Raw genomic sequence first — 19,783 nt, 5'->3', positions numbered from 1 at the left:
GACCAGCCGAGGGAAGTTCCACCCGACTGAATGTTACTCGGTTACTTCAATACATATTTGTTGTCTCTCGTGCTTACTGCATCACAGATGATAATAAAAGATGGTCTGGGTTTTAACCCAGCTCTTCCACCAGTTGATCCAGCTTGACGGTACGCTGCTCGCCAGTTTCCATGTTTTTCAGTGCAATTTCACCACGTACCAGCTCATCCTCGCCCAAAATCGCAGTATACCGTGCTTTAAAACGATCTGCTGATTTCATCTGTGCCTTCATTTTGCGACCCAGATAATCTCGCTCTGCGGAAAATCCGGCTTGACGCAGCTTGAACAGCTGTCTGGTCACTTCCGTTTCTGCCGCTTCACCCAATGCCACCATATATACATCCAGCGGCTTGGCTTCGTTCAATTCGATACCCTGATGCTCCAAGATTAGCTGAATCCGCTCCAGTCCGATACCGAAGCCAATACCCGGCTGATCTGGTCCGCCCAGATCGCCAACCAGTCCGTTATAGCGTCCGCCTCCACCGATGGTGTCAATGGCTCCAATCCCTTCAGCTTTGAATTCGAACGCGGTCAGCGTATAATAATCCAGTCCCCGTACCAAGCGCGGGTTGACTGTATATTCCACACCCATAGCGTCCAAATTTTGCTTCACCTTCTCAAAGTGTGTGCGGGATTCCTCGTCCAAGCTATCCAAAATGGAAGGCGCACCGCCAAATTTGTCCTGGTCATCCTTGCTATCCAGCACTCGCAACGGATTACGCTCAATACGCGCTTGGCTCTCCTTGGTCAATGTATCCTTGATCGGCAACAGGAAGTCCACCAGATGCTGGCGGTAGGCTGCACGACTGGCTGCATTGCCGACTGAGTTAATTTCCACCTTTACCCCTTTCAGACCCAGCTCACGGCAGAACTGATACCCGAAAGCGATAACCTCTGCGTCCAGTGCAGGATCTACCGCACCAAAAGCCTCAATACCGAATTGGTGAAACTGGCGCTGACGTCCAGCCTGTGGGCGCTCATAGCGGAACATTGGACCGATATAATACAGCTTCGTTACATCCGGCTCCCCGTATAGCTTGTTCTCCACATAGGAGCGAACCACGCCTGCTGTCCCTTCCGGACGTAAAGTCATACTGCGCTTCCCTTTGTCCTCAAAGGTGTACATTTCCTTTTCCACCACATCCGTCGTTTCACCCACACCTCGAACGAACAAATTCGTTTGCTCAAACATCGGTGTACGGATTTCACGATAATTAAAGCGGCGGCTAATCTCACGGGCTTTTTCCTCGACAAATTGCCATTTTTCTACACTGCCCGGCAGCAAATCCTGTGTTCCCGTCGGTTTTTGAAAGGCCATTAACGTATCCCCCCGTCGTTGTATTTCTTATTGTGCGCTTTCCTCTTGCTCCACTTTTCAATATAAAACAAAAAATCCCTCGTCCTGTTAGCATTAACAGGGACGAGGGATTGTCGTTTACAAATCACCCGTGGTACCACCCACATTCCGGAGTTACCCAGACAACCAGCGTAAGAATCACTCATTGCCCGTCAGCATTACACTGACTCCGCTCATACGTATAACGCCCGTAACGCGCAGTACGGCTATTATGCAGGATTATCCACTGTCAGCACAGTTGCAATGTACTTCAGTAGGTATTCCTCAATTGTTCGCCGCCTGTTCTCGGGGAGGTCATTCGTCCGCTCATCAAGGGAATTTTTACAGCCTGGAAATTCCTCTCTGCGCTTGTGGGTTCGGAGTACTTGGTCCCGTCATCAAATCATTTTCATTATTTTATGATTTTAATGAACCGCTTCGACAAAGTCAAGACATTCCATAGTTTCTCTCAAACTTCACCTTGTTATTTGAATAGAACAGGCAGGGTTTCGAACGATCGGCAGGTATGATAGCCCCATGCAAACAAAAAAAAGCAATCAGGGTTTGAAGCCCAAGATTGCTTTTTTTGTGTTTTATTTTATTAAAAAACTAAATCCATCTCTGTTCAACGAAATTCCAGCAATTCTCTGGTATGCCTCCACGTCTTACATTCATGGAACGGGATCTTAGTAAAGGATGTGATTGTGTGCCTGCAGTGGCAGCAGAAATGGATAAAGGCGCTTCTATAGCCGAACCGGCAGTCTCTCGTGGAACCCAGTAACGTTCCTTGGAAAAAGGATATGTCGGTAGATGAAGTCGGTGAGGCTTGTCCTCGCCGTATAACTTGTTCCAATCGACATGTAAACCGCCTGCCCACAACCCAGCTATACCTTCTACATCACCTGAGCTGATGTATGTCTCCAAAGTAAGATCCAACTCGGCTGAAGCGTGAGTCCATATTCTCTCTGGTATAGTCTCTGCTCCAATGATAAATTGCTCCAGCTTTTGAAGCAGCTCATCCATAGAAGAAGCAACAAAAGAAACTCGTACAGGCATGGACTCGCGCCCAACCTGTAGCGTATAGGCCAGTTGCCTAAGTCTTTCATAACTTGTTTCGCTCCCTGTAGGGCTATGGACCTTAAGAAAGTGGAGCAAATTTTGCACAATACACTTAAGATTTTCTTCTTTCTTGGCTGACAGCGGAACAATAACAGACGTGCCCATGTTTGAAAGCATGCTTATACCCTTGGTTACTAAGGGTGCATATTCTTCGAGAATAAGATGCGCATTGCTCCCACTTGCGCCAAATGAACTAATACCAGCCCGTCTAGGGAAAGAAGAGTAATCTCCGTTCACTTCGATTTCGGGTGCTACCCATGTTTCGTGTTGCTGCTGGATTCGAAAAAATGAATTTTCAAAATCAATATAGGGGTTAATTTCCTCAGCATGCAGGGACGGAAACAGCTCCTTGTGTTTAAATTGGAGCAGAATCTTAGTGAGTCCAGCAATACCCGAAGCAGCTTCAAGATGCCCGATATTCGATTTAATGGACCCTATAGCACATTGTTGCTTGTTAAGCCCCCACTTGCTAAAGGCCCGTTCAAGACCACGCATTTCTATTGGATCTCCCAATGAGGTTCCTGTGCCGTGGGCCTCCACATAACCAATAGTTCGAGGGTCAATTCCCGATTTCATAATAGCGTTTGTTATGACTTCCGATTGGGCTACAGGATCCGGTACCGTAGCTCCTGAGGTTTTACCAACATGGTTGACTGCAGAACCTTTAATGATTCCATAGATGGGATAACCTTCTTTTTCCGCTTTGGACAGACTTGTTAAAAGAACCGCTCCAACCCCTTCACCGGGAACGTACCCGTCCCCATCCTTGCCGAAGCTCCGGCATCTTCCATCTGTTGAGAGAAACTTCGCTTGCTTCAAAAAAAGGTATTTTTGCGGATGAGTGACTAAATTAACACCACCTGCAACAGCATAGTGACATTCCCCCTGTCTAATACTTTCACAGGCTAAGTGAATAGCTGTTAGAGAAGAAGAACACATCGAATCTATAGCTATAGATGGCCCATGAAAATTTAGGCAATACGAAACCATATTGGCTATCGATGAAGCGGCAATCCCAAATGCCATCGGCGTTCCGCGCTGTGTCATCTCCGCACTAAACAGCTCATAGTTATTCCAAAATACGCCTGCAAATACACCCACGCTCTGATCACTGGTGGAAGGATATTGATGATGATTTTTATCAAGCGAAAATCCCGCGTCTTCACAGGCTTCCCAAGCCGTCTGTAAAAATAGTCTTGCCTGAGGGTCCATCATCTCTGCTTGCGCAGCGGAAATATTGAAAAACAAAGGATCAAACTCATCAATTCGACTCATGAAACCGCCGTAATTATATAACTCTGTAACATCATAGGACAGTTTATTATCCTGCCAACGCTCAACAGGAATGTCGGAAATGCAATCCTTTCCCTCTTTTAAATTGAGATATAATTGTTCCAAGTTATCTGCCATAGGGTATTTACCGGATAACCCTACAATAGCGATGTCTTCATCTTGACTCTGCTGCTCAATCGCTGGTGCAGCAGCTTCATTTTCCCGACCCGCATTTATTTCAGTCAGCCCAATAGAAATACCTTGATCTATCGTTATCTGTGAATTCATCTGCTCTTTGATTGCTTGAGCATCGCCATATAGAACCACTGTATGAGTACTTCTGCTTGCCAATATAGCATCCAGTATACGGAGCCCATCAGCCGTGGGCAATGCTTGGCTTCCACCGGCTGTGTACAGCAGATTCTGCATATCTTCACTGATCCGCATACCACCTTCAGACCACAATGGCCAATTTATCGTTACCGTTTGTCCGCAACGCTCCCCACGTTCTACCCTTCCTTGCCGTTCCCATGCGAATGCATCCATCCATGCATTTGCGCTCGCATAATCAGCTTGCCCTAAATTTCCGGTAACGGCTGATGCAGATGAAAAAATAATGAAGCATTCCAGCGCATCTCGCTTTGTTGCCTGATCCAGATTCCAGACTCCGCTGATTTTGGGTCGAAATACCTCATGCACTTCATGCATAGGTTTATTGATTATGAACTGATCTTTTACGATACCCGCCGCGTGAAACACACCTGTTACATAACCCCAATGATTACGAATATTTTCCATTATCTTTTCGGTTTCGTCCTGATCACCAACATCCACCTGATAATACTGGACTTCTGCTCCCATTTGAACCAGCTGGCGTATCTTCTTGTACTGTGGTTCAGCTAATCCGGATCTCCCAATCAATCCTATCTTAGCCTTGCACTTAGCAAGATGATTAGCGACAAGAAATCCTATTCCGCCTAGACCACCAGTAATCACATACACACCATGCTCTTTAAACGGTGGAGCTACTTCCTGCACCTTTTTTTCATACATTTTATTGACAAAGCGTTCAGTAGAATCGTTTGGATACAAAACTATCCGGGTACCATCTTCGAGATGACAGGCTTCCGTTTTTAAAATAGACTCAATCTCCTCTGCCTGCCGTATATTCATATGCCTAATCATAATAATTTGGCCATGTACTTTGTGATTCTCTAAAGAAGCTGTTTTCAATAAGCCTTCCAGTGCATATACGGCTTTATGATCTTGATCCGCATCTGCAGTAAGCTGAATCAGAATTTTCGAATTTCCCGATTGCTTAATGTATGACTGAATAATACGCAAAACTTGTTCAAAACAATCCTCGAATTGGTCGGTGGACCGTGTATGAACAGAAGTTAGGTCCAATATTTCCCATGCTTCGTTATTTTGCTGTTCGAACCAAGATAACAGCTTTTTATTGCCGTTATACATTAACGTCTTATGAAGGCATTCAGGGCATGGCACTTGGATTTCTGACATCGATTCACGGCTCCAGACACGCTCAAAGAGTAACAGTTGGGGAGGGGCAGTTTGCGCATCTTGTAGCTCTACATGCTTCTCTTCCCCCTCTATGAATGCAGTCCTGCTGTGGTCAAACAAAAATTCAGTTAATGCTATAATGTTAGGATACTCAAACAAGAGTGTGGGGTATAATGGTTCTTTCACTTTCTCTTCTAAAACCTTTACCAGCTTCAAAAGTTCAATGGAATCAAGTCCAAGCTCATAAAACCCCTGTTGTATTCCAATATGATTGATAGGTATTTGAATGACCTTGGAAATTTCCTCTTGCAAATAATGTTCAATAGTAGCCTTAAGGGCATGTTCATCCTGTGCACAGAACACATCGGAATCGTCCCCTACATCCACATTTCCATCCCCATTAAACGCTTGAGCATGATTTTCAAGTAAATACCCGGTCAGGCTGTCGATTGTAGTAAATTCGAATAACAAAGTGGGATACATTTCTGTTTTTATTTTTTCTTCCAATATCTTGACTAGACGAAGCAGTTCGATAGAATCTAGTCCAATTTCGTAAAATCCTGCGTAGACTTCAATCGTATCCGCATTAATCTTGAGTACCTTGGCAATCTCTTGCCGAAGAAAGTTCTCAATGATGTTTTTAATCGTTAAAGGAGAACATTCACTCTCTACTGTTTCTGCATATTTCTCTTCCGAAACAGGTTGCTGTTGTTTAGCAAATTGCTCCTCATCTTTCTCCACCGACCGAGAAAATCCAGATCCCATCAGTTTTTGAATCAGCTGAGCATCTCGGATACGTTTAACCGAAAAATTGCGGAATTCAACAGCTACCTCTCCTGTCTCGCTATACACAGTGATATCTCGAGAGACCAGATCCGGATTGATCAGGAGAGCATCTGTAATTTCCCGTTCCTCCGTATACGTATAAATGGTACTCGGAAGCCTTTGATAAATGCAAAACCTTTCAATTGAAATAGGCATATAGGGCGAACCGTCCTGGTTCACCCAATGTTGCGTTCCATTTTTGGAGAAAGACATTCCTGCCATTGATGCCCCATCCAGTAATGCAACATGCGCATAAAAATAATCAGCATCATTTCTCGCCAGCTCACTTAGCTGCAACTTCATCACTTCCTGGTTGCCCCGCTGGTAGACGCTTCCCAGTGTTTTCATAAAAGTGAAATGCTGAATTTTACATCTGCGGGCCAACTCGTACATGTCCTCCATGTCCCACCGCTCTGCGGCATCATTCGCAAAGTCAGCAATATCCGGCCATGGTTTTACGGAAATATTTTCAGTTGCATACAACAAACAACTCATGTTATTAACAGCAGATGCATCGATAGCTTCTTCATTCTTCACTTTTGTACTGGTCACTTTCACTTCCCAATACCATTTTTTCGGAATAAAAGTAACTAGAATCTGCTGGTCAAAATGCTCGGAGGTGATGATAGGTTGCATGAACAGGACATTACGCAATTCAATCGCTTGGGTCCCTATATAATAATCCGCAAGTCTGTAGATCATATCAAGCAGAGCAACTCCTGGGAGCGTACGTATTTCGTGCACTTGATGATCCCGTACAATTAAATTATTATGTGTCAGCCGCTGTGCATAAGTTTTGGGAGTTGTTCCTTTACTCATTGCCGTTCCCCCTCCCATAAATCTCAATCGGCTCAAAAAAATCCTTCTTCCATTCTTCCGTTTTTCGTATCATCGGCTTTATAGATTCCTGAATATCGGCTGGCTCCGGCCAATAACGTCGGCGGTTAAAACGAATCCCCTCATCATCCGCACACAGCACAGCCTTAAGTGCAAGTGGCACCCCCTCATTACTTACGATGATATGGGCGTTATTTCCCCCAAGTCCAAACGAACTGATACCTGCACGCAAAATTCCGGCAGTACCTGTCCACTTGGAATGCTGCTTTACAATATAGAACGGAGAGTCATTAAAATTAAACCGAGGATTAGGATTACTGCAATGCAGTGATGCTGGCAACTCCCCACTAATCATGGACAGCAAAACCTTAATAAAGCTTGCTACCCCGGCTGCACTAATCAAATGCCCAATATTACTTTTAACACTGCCGATTCCGCAAAACTGTTTGTTCCCCGTAAACTGTGAGAACACAGTTGTCAACGCTTTTAGCTCAATAGGATCACCAATAAGGGTACCCGTTCCATGAGCTTCCACATAACTAATAGTCTCAGGATGAATACGAGCATCGGTAATCGCCTTTTCAATAAGCTCCTTCTGGGCCTCTGGGTTCGGTGTTGTAATGCCCATGGTATTCCCATCATTATTTAATGCTGACCCATCAATAACCCCGTAGATTTTATTGTTATCCTTGATGGCTTGTTGAAGGCGCTTCAGAACAACTACCCCACACCCTTCGCCTACACCGATACCATTGGCATCGGCACTGAATGCCTTGGAACGCCCTTCAGGAGATATGATATTAGCCGCTCCTAGAAGCTGGTAGATCGTTCCATCCAATATAATGTCCACCCCTCCAGCCAGCGCAATCTCGCTTTCACCGCTCAATATGCTCTTGACGGCTACATGTATTGCAGTTAAAGAACTGGAGCAAGCCGTATCGACGATCATATTAGGGCCTTTCAGATTATACACATGAGCCAAATGAGCAGCTATAAAATTTTGACCGACGCCGATAATCGTATCTTTATCGTTTCCTCTCAGCTTCTGATAATATTTATTAGTTCTCGCGCCTACAAAAACACCCACTTGCTTATTCCACAAAGCTTCCTTCGTATATCCAGCATCTGCAATCGCACCTGCTCCACACTCGAGAATTTTACGCTGCAACGGATCAATTTGCATGGCAAGAGAGGGAGGAATGTTAAAATAATCAGGATCAAAATCCTCAATATGATCCATAAATCCGCCCACACTCTTGATTGCCTTTCCTGCAACCGTTTGTGTAACATGGCCCACCCGAGAGATGGGAGCTTCACGTATACTGTCCGTACCATTTTTTAAATTAAGCCAAAACTCATATTTGTTATGCGCGTCAGGAAATTGGCAATCCAATCCTACTATCGCTATTTTATCTTTTTTAGCAAAATCATTATCTTCCTTACCTATAGGCCTTATATTTTCTTTCGGGAAGGAAGTAACAGAATTCTGCTCACATTCCGTGTTCGTTACTCTCTGAGCTTCAATTCCTATCTTAAAATAAGACTGAAGTATATCGGCGTGGTTCTCTGTCAAATAGGCTGTCAAGCTTGTCATCGTCGGATATTCCAAAATAATGGACGGATCGAGTGAGACTTCTTTTAATTCATAGTCCATTTTTGTGATGACTTGCGCCAGCAAAATTGAATCCATTCCATATTGTTGGAATGGAGTATTCGGTTTAAATTCGTCTTCGTCAATTCTCAATTCTTTAGCGAAAAGTGAAACTAGCCATGTCTGTGTCTTTCCTACAAGGTCAACGTTATCCAACTGCTCACTTTTTTGGTTTTGTATCGGAGCATGTATAAGCTCTCTCTCCATTTTCACGGACTCTGCTATCGAAAGCCTACGGTTCATTAACTGAGTGGGTTCCCATACTGCCGGATTCACCCATGCAGGAAGAATGACTCGATGACGAGAATTCGCCAAAAGGCTGTCTAACATATTCAAACCCTCTTCGTTAGACATACTGAGCAAACCAGCCTGCTTATATGGTTTGCTGGTGACTTCCCCCATGCCAACTTCCCTCCAACTGGGCCACTGGATGCTCATTACAGAACAAGGTCCCGTAACCGACTCAGCAAAGTAATCCATATATGCATTGGCCATTGCATAGTCGCTTATCCCTGCGCCAAGCGCCGGAATAATAGCAGACACTGAAGAAAATAGTACAAAAAAGCGCAGTGGCTCATTTCTGAAACTTTGATACATAACATTTAAACCAAGCACTTTGGGATTTAATACCTGCCCGATCACCCCGGGGGATTTTCTTATAAAAGCCAAATTTTCCAGATCGGCCAGACCCGCACAATGAATGACGCCTCCAATAGGCCCCATAAAACGCTTGACAGTTTCCACTGTAATTCGCATAGCCTCTGCGTCGGATAATTCAACGGACAGCACAAATACCTCTACTCCAAGGCGCTCGATACTTTGAATCGCCCGTATCTTTGCAGCAGTTGTGCTATCAACAGTCTCAAGCGAATCCCACTGCTCCTTCGGAGGCAACTGTTCCCTGCCCGATAGCATTAACTTCTTCACTCCGTAATGCTGAACAAAATGACGTGCACAGAGTAAGCCCAGTCCCTTCGTTCCCCCTGTCACCCATAAAACATGATCTTCGGGGAATTTACGTTCATGAGTCGGATTCTGCTGAATGTTCACTTCACTCAAAAACGCACGATATCTCCGTCCGCCGCGGTAGGATACTTCAGTATCCTCATTATTGTCCATGTATTCGCCAGCAATTTGCTCTGCAAACGATCCATCATCCATTCCAGACTCTCCATCCATATGACGTGAACGGATATAGCTGTATTCACTTTGCAGCATGCGATACAAACCAACGTTCAAAGCTCCTGATAGATTGATATTCTCATTCTGATAAGACTCCAGGTCTTTTGTAACACAAAGCAACATCAAATTCTCTCTATTCCCATACTCAATAAGCTTTTGCAGCCAAGAAATGTACTCAACTTCCGGCTCCTGAGCATGACCACAGCCAATCAGATCAATACATCCTGTATATTTGCTCCATATTCGGTCATTCATTAACAGATCAGCTTTAATTTCATCTTTGCCTAAAATTTGAACATCTGTAAAGTAAGCTGCTAAGCAAGCTGCAAGTTCTCCCGTATCATGAGCAGACAATATAGCCACCGTACCAACGGTATCATTTCTTTCGTTAAGCGGGATTTCTGCCCATTGCTTTGTTGTATATGCCAATTTCCGGCTCACTGTTCTGAGATGATCGTTCATACCATCTTTCAGCGATGATGGAACAACAGTATCCACCACATGAGAGACAGGCTGTTTTTGAGGAACCCAAAATCTTTCCTTTCCAAAAGGATAGGTAGGCAATGGAATTCTGGAATATCCACCATTTGCAAATATTTGATGGTAATCCAGCCCATATCCCTGCACATACAACTCAGCCACAGTGGACAGATTTCTCACAAAAAGAGTCTTGTTATTTTCGTCTATACACTTCGCGATGCATTCATTTCCATGCCGTTTTAACTCCTGATCATCCTTAACCTCAGCTCCATTGAGTACGGAAACGTACATATGCGCTGTTCTTCCCGTTTCCAACCAATGATCCAGTATAGTAGTAAGCTCATGGGGATGACTTACAATGCATGCCAACCGATAATCAAGGTGCTTGCGGCCCAACAGCAGTGTGTAACTCATATTTCCTAAATCCGGATCGCTCTTCTTCTTGCAATAAGCGCTCAATTGACGGGCTTGCTGCTGCAACTGTTCTTCCGTCCGTGCAGACAGAACGATCAAATAACCGGAAGCGGGTGCTGATCGCCGTTTCATTTCCGGGGCTTCCTCAATAACCATATGAGCGTTAGTGCCACTAAATCCAAAAGAACTTATCGCAGCGCAACGTTTTATATTCTGGGGAACAGACCACTCCTTGAAGCTTGTATTTACATAGAAGGGGCTATCGTCCATTTTAATATTCATATTTCCATGTTCATAATGGAGCGAAGGAACCATTTGTCGGTGCTGCAAGGAAAGCAGGATTTTCAGCAACCCGGCTACACCAGAAGCATATTGGGTATGACCAAGATTCGATTTAATAGTACCCAATGCACAATAGCTCTTTTTATCAGTATAATTAGCAAATGCCCGGTTCAAGGCCTTATATTCTATAGGATCGCCTAACTGGGTGCCCGTCCCATGCGCCTCAACCATTTGTATATTTTCTGGATGGATACCAAAACGATCGAATACAGTTTGTTCCAGACGTTCCTGCGATTTTGCGCTCGGTGCCGTGATTCCATTAGTAAAACCATCCTGATTGACCGCAGTACCTTTAATGACGCCATAGATGTAGTCACCATCGGCAACGGCCTCTTCTAAACGCTTCAGAATAACTACGCCTGCTCCTTCTCCCGGTACAAATCCGTCCGCTCTATCATCAAAAGCGTGGCAGCGACCGGTTGGGGACAACATATTAGCACGGTTGGAATACACATAAAAATTTGGAGTAGTCTGAATAAATATGCCGCCCGCCAAGGCCATATCTATTTCTCTCGTCCACAGCCCCTGACAAGCCATGTGAATCGCCACCAACGAACTGGAACAAGCCGTATCCACTGCAATCGCCGGTCCATGCAAGTCCAGGTAGTAGGATATTCTGGCAGGAAGAATAGAGCTTGCGTTTCCCCAAAAGGCTTGAGCCGGAGGATTATCGTCTATCCATTGTGTATAATCGGACGGACCACAGCCTACATAGACGCCACAGTCTTTACCACGTATCCCGGAGCCCGCATAACCGGCATCCTCCAATGCTTTCCACGATTCTTCCAGGAAAATCCGTTGCTGCGGGTCCATGTATGCAGCTTCCAGTCCTGTAATGTTAAAAAATCTAGGGTCGAATTGATCAATATCTTCTATAAAGCTACCATAGTTGCAGTATTCTTTCCCTTGATCATAATAACGAGACAGATCCCACCGGGATACCTCTCGAATCAAGTCATTTCCATGAACCAAGTGCTCCCACAATTCCTCAACTGATGCCGATTCGGCAAAGCGTCCGCTTATACCAATAATGGCGATGTCATACTTTTTATCTTGTACTGGATTTCTGCCTTCAGGAGTCTTTTTCTCTAAAGTAGAGCTCCTTCCTGCAAGTGGCTGTACATAGTCCATTGCTCTTGTTGTTTTTACGTTGCCGGAAATCCCTTTTGGAGACAAGCCGTCAGATTGAATCTGTCTAGACCGTGTACGTGCGACTGCATTCTGATGCCGCGACAAAATGTAGGCGGACAGTTGACGGATGGAACTGTAATCAAACAAATCAGTTGTTTCCAATTCAATGCCGAGTGCTACGTTAATCGCTTGAATAAATTGGACACCCGTAATAGAGTCAATACCGTAATCAGAAAAAGATTCCCCAGAATCTATCATATTAACTTCTACTTTAAGAGTACTGGACAAATGCTGAAGCAAATTTTCTTTTACAAATTGCTCCACACCCTGTTCTGAAGAAGGTAATAGCCGAGAAGGGACTGAGGCCGATAAAACTCCCTTATACTGTGACAGGATATACGCTGTAAGCTGGTTAACCGAGCTGTAATCGAACAAATCAGTGCTTTCAAGCTCAATGTGCAATAAGCGATTAATACTCTGCACCAGTTGTGTCCCCGTAATAGAATCGACACCAAAATCGGAGAACGAATCATCATAGTCAACTAGGTGAGCCATTACTTTTAAAGACTCTGATAATGTGCTGGTAATGCATTCTTTCACATAAGTTTCGATGTCCGTTCCATTGGATTTAGGAATGGCTTGCAACGGGATACCTGATGAAGGTTGACTTGAAACTGTTCTCCCTTTGTCCCGCTTTATATTTCGAGTGACCTGAACAATACCATCACTTTGCGCACTAATAATCTGCTGCCCCAGCTCAGTATCTTCCGCCGCCAAAAAGCTAACATGGTGATACCCTTCGATTTCCAATAGTTTCTTCCACTTAGATGGATATAAACCCGGACATCCCTGAATACGCACCGCCGGATCCTCATACATCCACCATCCCTCCAACAAACCGAATGTCAGATGGGTAAAGATGGATTTGTCTGAAATTTCATTTAACAGAATTAGACCGTTATTAGAGAGCAAGCTTTTAGCGTTCCGCAGGGTACGACGAATATTACGGGTAGCATGCAGTACGTTGGCTGCAATGACGATGTCGTATTTCCCCACATCGATCCCCTGTTCGATTACAGCCTCTTCAATATTTAAAACTTCGAATTTCAGAAAAGGATACCGGTCTCCATAAACCCGTTCCCCGTGCTTTAGAAAAGCCTTGGAAATATCTGTGTAACAATACTCCTCAATATCCTGTTGAAATGACTTTAGTTTATCGAGGACTATAGATGTTGTTCCACCTGTTCCCGCGCCAATTTCCAGAATGCGTACCCTTGTCCCTCCATGTTGCTTCAGTCTATGTTCCAAAAAAGTAGCTACCTTATCGGAGAGAACTTCATTAAAATAGTCAGCGACCTTGTTATGCTTATAAATACCTTCGACAAGGTGCATGGAGCCTTTGGGAAACATAATATCAGTTGCGGGAATTTTACCAGTTAAAATCTCCGGCAGTGCTCTTAACGTAACTTCAACAAGTAGAACCTGGGCTCTCAAATTAGTATCTTCAGTCCAACTCCGTTTATTTCGTTCCCATTCCTCCCACAGTTTAACAATATCGGGTACATTAGAAATAATCTCGGGATTACGTGCAAAGACATCCAAACTTTCTTTCATCCATAACCTGTACAGCTTCTTTACTCTGGATTCTGCCCACGAACGATCATCTTCTGGCTTTGTGTTCAGTAACCCCATGGCGTGTAACTGAGCATGTAATATTTGAATTAAAAGTGTATCTACGGCTTTCATTTGTTCACAGTAAACGTCAAATTGCCCACCATTCTTCATGGTTGTCCTCCTTGTTAATGAGTGCATACAATTTGCTTCTCCCAATTCATTTCTCTAATCCCCAGCGGATCTGTCGTTCGCATGACTCCTAGTTGGTTTAGCTGTCCCGACATCAGCTCTTCCAATATTCGCATTCCCTCTTCCGTCCGAATGGATTGGATTCCCATCCGCTCCATCTGCTTACGATATCGCTCTCCCGATACGATGCCTACCTGACCCCAATACCCCCAGTTCACCACCTTCACCTCGCATGGCCACTCCACTGACAGTTGGTGCGCGAATGCATCCTTAAAGGTACAGCCTGACACATAGTTGCTTTGTCCCGCTGCCTTGGTGAATGCGTTAAAGGAAGAAAAGAACAACACAAAATCCAGTGCCTCTCCATCAAAGGCTCTGGCCAGACGTACACTCACATCTACCTTCGCCTGCAACGATTTACGGAATTCTTCCTCCTCCATCTGTCCCAAACTCCGGTCTGACAGCACGATCGCCGAGTGTACCACACCATGGATATTCCCATACTCCTCTCGTACAGCCCGGCACGCTTCCACCAAGGAGGGTTCATCTGACGCATCCGCCGCGATATAGACTGGCTTGGGTCCATTCTCCGCCAGCCGCTTCCGTTTTGCCCGGATGACTTCGTCCTCGGCCCGCCGTCCGATCCAAACGATCTGCGCCTGATAGGTGCGGATCATATATTCACTCCAGGTGGCTCCCAATCCACCAGCTCCGCCAATGACCACATACACGCCTCCATGGCGGTAGCGCGTTGGACGGCCTGCCTCCATCGTGACGGGGACCAGCTCCTGTCGGTACCATTCTCCTTCCCGGTACACAAGTGCGTCTCCCTCCGCATTTGGTGGCAGGGACAGCAGCGCAGACCACGGCCAGTCCACTCCCGCTTCCAGATCCGTTAACCGCACGGCCCAGTTACTGTATTCCTTCGCCATCGAGCCAATAAAACCATGTACACTGGCATGGGTCGGATCGATCTCGTCGTACTTGTTCACAGGCTGGGCCTGCACCGTGATAACCGTCCACTCCAGCGTTCGATGACCGTACCCCAGGTGCAGCATGCTTTTCACCAGTCGGAACAGCTGGATCACTCCTGCTCCTTGTCCCTCAATGATCCGCTCCTCGTCCACACCAGGGATTCCCTCTTCCGGGCCGATCCAGATCAGGTGGCTGATGTTTCCGCAAGCTTCCAGTTTCCGCCGGATCTCCTCCACGGACTCTCCGGCTTGGACCGACATGACCTGTCCCTGCGGGTAGTATTCCATCATGGCTTCCCGTTGCTCCCGGGTTCCTCCAATCAGAACCATGCCGCTCTCAGCAGACAAAGGAGAGGTCACTTCTTCGGTGATCATATACGGCTCCCAGACGGGAGCTACTATCACAGTCTCTGCAGCTGCCACTTCCGCTTCCGGCTGCACCCTGTCTACCTGCGCTGAAGAATGTGAACCCCGTGAATCCCCTCCCTGCAAACGCGAGGTGAATCCCTGCAAACGGACGCACATTCTACCCGTTTCGTCGTAGATGTCCATATTCAGCTTCTGCACGCGCTCTTCCTGCACGTCCTCTCCTTCTTCGCGAATGTGTACCCACATTCGGTTTGTGCAGGGACCGTACACGGTCAGCTCCCGCAGGCTAAATGGCAGGGCCACAGCACCCGCTTTGCGCTCTTGCGGCACTGCCATTTCCAGCCCGATGACCGCTTGCAATGCCCCATCCATCAGGCTGGGATGAAGCACATAGTCGTGGGCTGTTCCCGACAGTCCAGATGGTAGAGTCAGGCTCGCCCATACCTGACCCGCTCCGGCCTGTACGCTTTTCAGCGATCGGTGGCCTGCTCCATATTCAATCCCCATCGCTGAAAATGCCTCGTAACAGACGGAAATGGCTACCTCTTGCGCACCCGCAGCCCGGTGCGCCGCAGTCTGCTTCACTATATCCTCCCGCACGCTTTCCCCGTTTGCGATTACACGGGCCATTCCTTGACTGTACACCACATCTGCTGAGGCCTCCGCAGACCCCCCGTATATTTCATAACCGATGTCACCTTCTTCTCCCGGGATCAGCCGGATCCCTACCTCTATCGGCTGCCCTTCGACCGTGATCGGCTTCATCCACGTCACTTGCTGCAGCTGAAGGGTGAATCGGTCCCCCGGTTTCACCTCCAGCGCCTGTTCCACTGCTGCCCGTGCCATTTCCAGAGAGGCTACCCCGGGCAGCATCTTATGTCCCTGCACCCTATGATCGGTCAGGAAAAACTCCTCGCCGGTGAAGGTGGAACGGTACCGCTGCTCCGACAACACCGAGGTATTCCGGTGCAGCAACGGATGCAAACGGGAATACGTGTTATCCAGGCCCGGACCAGCCGTTTCCGTGCCTTCTGGCTGTGGAACCCAATACCGGTCCCGCGCAAATGGATACGTCGGCAAACTGATACGGCGCGGTTTGTTTTCCCGGTACAGCGCCTGCCAGTTCATACTCAGACCCTTAACCCATAAATCCAGTAGCTTGGCATATTTCCCCTTGAGGGTCCACTGGCGAATCGTCTCTTGCATATCCTCGTCCGCCTCCAGAGCGGATATCGTTTCCTTGTAGCGTTTGACGTTTCCACGGAACCACTTGCCAGCATCCGGATGCTCGGCATACTCCCTCAACTGCGCTTCCACATCCGATATCGATTCTGCAATCAGTCCCAGCCGCTCTTCCATCGCTTCCCGCCCGACCTGAAGGGTGTAGGCGATGGACTCCAGTCTGTCGTCACTGTAGTCTCCCTTTTCCATCACTGCAAGCAATTGGAGCACTTGCTCCTGCAACCGCTGCTCATCCTTGCCTGACAGAACAACCATTACGGGCGGTCGCGGTGCAGAGGTGAGGTGTGTCATACTGTTCTCCTGCGGAATGTATTCCTCCACCAGTACATGTGCATTGGCTCCTCCGGCTCCAAAAGATGAAATGCCTGCGATACGTGGGTATTCCTTTACCATGCCATTTATTTCAACATGAGGTCGTTTCCATTCTGCCAATTCCTGCTGAAGTATGAAGGGAGTGTCCTGAAATGGAATCTCCCGGTTTTGCATCTTTGAATGCAGCGTTGGAGCCAATTGACCATACTTCATCTGCATTAACACTTTGGTTAAAGCGGCAATACCTGCCGCACTTTCGCAATGTCCGATGTTGGACTTGACAGAGCCAAGAGAACAAAATTGCTTGTCAAAGGTATATTTTTCATAGGCTTGCTTCAAGCCTTCTATTTCAATAGGATCACCCAGTGCTGTACCCGTACCATGCGCCTCCACATAACTGACGGCCCTCGGATGAATTCCCGCGCGCTCCAACGCATCGGAAACAACCTGCGACTGTGCACTAGGATTAGGCACCGTGTAGCCGTTAGTTTTCCCTCCGGCGTTCAACATGCTTCCTCGGATAATTCCATAAATATGATCACCGTCGGCTACCGCTTTGTGGAGAGGTTTCAGAATGACGGCACCCACGCCTTCACCATCAACAAAACCATCTGCCTCATCACCAAATGACTTGCATTGGTTGCCTTTGCTCAGCATGGACATGTCGGTTAACTTCAGGTAATGTGCGGGATTCACAATCAAATTGACTCCCCCTGCAATGGCACAATCACTCGTTTCGCTTTGCAAACTTTCTATTGCCAAATGAATGGCCGTCAGCGAAGATGAGCAGGCCGTATCCACAGCTAAACTTGGTCCACGAAAATTTAGAGTATACGAGATTCGATTTGCGACAGACCAGTAGGAAGTTCCTGTCGGATAATGTGCATTCATAATCCCCACGAACACTCCGACTCTTTGATGATCGCTAAGTGAAGCAGGAGTATACCCCGCATCTTCGATTGTGGCATAAACGGTTTCCAAAAAAACACGCTCCTGCGGGTCCATTAATTCTGCTTCACGAGGCGAAATACGAAAAAATAAAGGGTCGAATTTATCAGCATCTTCAATAAATCCACCCCATTTCGTATAAATTGATCCTTTCGTGCCTTTCGCGCCCTTGAAATAATCCGCCCAATTCCATCGGTTCTGTGGAATCTTCTGAATACAATTTTTCCCTTTTTGGATATTGCTCCAAAAATCATTAATATTTTTAGCCTGAGCGTAACGCCCAGACAGACCAATTACAGCCACTTCACGGCTGCGATTGGGATTGGGATTGTCATCCGGCTTATAATCAGAATCACCAAGTAAAAAACGTTGATTCTCAAACGGGTTTGCCCGTTTTCGTACATTAAGGGAACTTGGAGTTGCAGAATTCTGTATAGCCCGCTCCCCCTTCGTTTCCTCTGCAAACCCTACAAGTGCTATTAAATCTTCTTTTCTTGTACAGATAAAATGATCCGCCAATTCATGGATCGTTGAGTACTCAAAAAACAAAGTGCTGTTTACATTCTTCATTATTTTTTTGAATTCACTTGTCAACTGAACCACCAGAATAGAATCCAAACCATAGTCGGCCAAAGGTTTATGACTGTCCAGCTGCTGAGGGGGAATTTTAAATACCCTGCTGATTATTGTTTTGAAGAACTGTTCACTTTTTTGACGCAACTGGTCAACCTTAATTTGGGGCAACGATGTATCCACCCCTTCCTGATAAAATCGCCGTCCGGGGTTCTCTGTCTCTTCGCGTTGCTTGACCTCAAGCGATGTATCCACTCGCTTCTTTTGACGAATAATGCCATCACTTTCTGCCCGTATAATTTGTTGTCCCCATCGATGCTCCCCTGCTGCAGGAAAAGCTAGCGAATGAAACCCCTCATGATGTAGCACTTTTTCCCACATTTCAGGATACAGCCCAGGACAACCCGGAATGCGTACTGCCGTATCCTCATACATCCACCACCCTTCCAACAGGCCAAAGGTCAAATGCGTAAACAGGGTATTAGCTGTAATCTCATTTAAAAGAAGCAATCCATTCCGAGACATGCATGCTTTTACATTCCGCAATGTCCGTCTTATATTATGAGTGGCGTGCAGCACATTGGTGGCGATCACCAAATCAAAACCGCCTTCATCAATGTTCTGTGCTGCAACAGGCTCTTCAATATTCAGCAGCTTGTATGTCATCGGTATTTTTCGTGAGTTGTACTTCTCCTGCGCATGGATTAGGAAGGCTCTGGATATGTCCGTATAGCAATATTCCTGAATATATTCTTGATAAGGTTCCAGTCTGCTTAACACCGCCTCGCTGGTCCCCCCTGTCCCCGCCCCGATTTCCAATATACGAATACGTGCAGACAAGTTTTGTTCGATACACCCCGTAACATATGCAACAACTTGATCAGACAAAATATCGTTAAAATAGTCGGCAACAGGATTGTTCTGGTAAACATTCTCCACCAGCTTCATAGATCCATTCGGAAACATAATATCGGTAGCAGGACAAGCCCCGACCAGGATATCAGACAAATGAAACATCATCGGCTCTACTAGATGAATTCTGGATTGCAAATCCGGATTGTGCAAAATCCATTCCTTCTTTTTTTTGTCCCACTCTTTTACAATCTCATTCAGTGGAATAAAGCTGTACTCTTCGTTTCTTTCCAGTGTAGCCAGACTTTCGTTCAGCCACTTGGTGTACAGACCACTGATTCTCTCCTTCGCACATATTTCGTTGGTTTCCAGATTACCGTCTGTGTACACTCCTAATTGTTTTAGCTGACTGCCTAACCATCTCAGAAGAAATGTGTTCATCAAGTTCATCGACTCGTTAAATGAATCCAGACGTTCCGTTATTTTCATGACCATCTCTCCATCTGCTTATTTCCGCTGAGCCAGTGGGGCATGACGGACTTCACAAATATACCGCTCATC

The 19,783-nt window shown here is 46.2% G+C and carries 4 protein-coding genes; all 4 read right to left on the bottom strand.

Going from position 1 to position 19,783, the window contains the following annotated elements:
• Positions 1 to 112 precede the first annotated feature (112 nt).
• A complete protein-coding gene (gene hisS, locus ACWXW9_RS10765) occupies positions 113 to 1,357 on the bottom strand; it encodes a histidine--tRNA ligase (RefSeq protein WP_134913066.1) in 1,245 nt (414 codons plus the stop codon).
• 627 nt (positions 1,358 to 1,984) lie between these two features.
• Complete coding sequence (locus ACWXW9_RS10760) at positions 1,985 to 6,931, bottom strand: type I polyketide synthase (RefSeq protein ID WP_494929387.1); 4,947 nt, start codon at positions 6,929 to 6,931, stop codon at positions 1,985 to 1,987.
• Positions 6,924 to 13,934, bottom strand: a complete 7,011-nt coding sequence (locus ACWXW9_RS10755) for a beta-ketoacyl synthase N-terminal-like domain-containing protein (RefSeq protein ID WP_494929386.1) — start codon at positions 13,932 to 13,934, stop codon at positions 6,924 to 6,926. The genes ACWXW9_RS10760 and ACWXW9_RS10755 overlap by 8 nt, the downstream gene beginning before the upstream one ends.
• A gap of 14 nt (positions 13,935 to 13,948) precedes the next feature.
• The gene (locus ACWXW9_RS10750; protein WP_494929385.1) at positions 13,949 to 19,711 is read right to left on the bottom strand and encodes an SDR family NAD(P)-dependent oxidoreductase; all 5,763 of its coding nucleotides are present in this window, start codon (positions 19,709 to 19,711) and stop codon (positions 13,949 to 13,951) included.
• Positions 19,712 to 19,783 lie beyond the last annotated feature (72 nt).

The organism is Paenibacillus sp. LT-B23 (assembly GCF_059417685.1).
The sequence above is the reverse complement of the archived record's forward strand: the minus strand, read 5'-3'. Positions and strand labels throughout refer to the sequence as shown.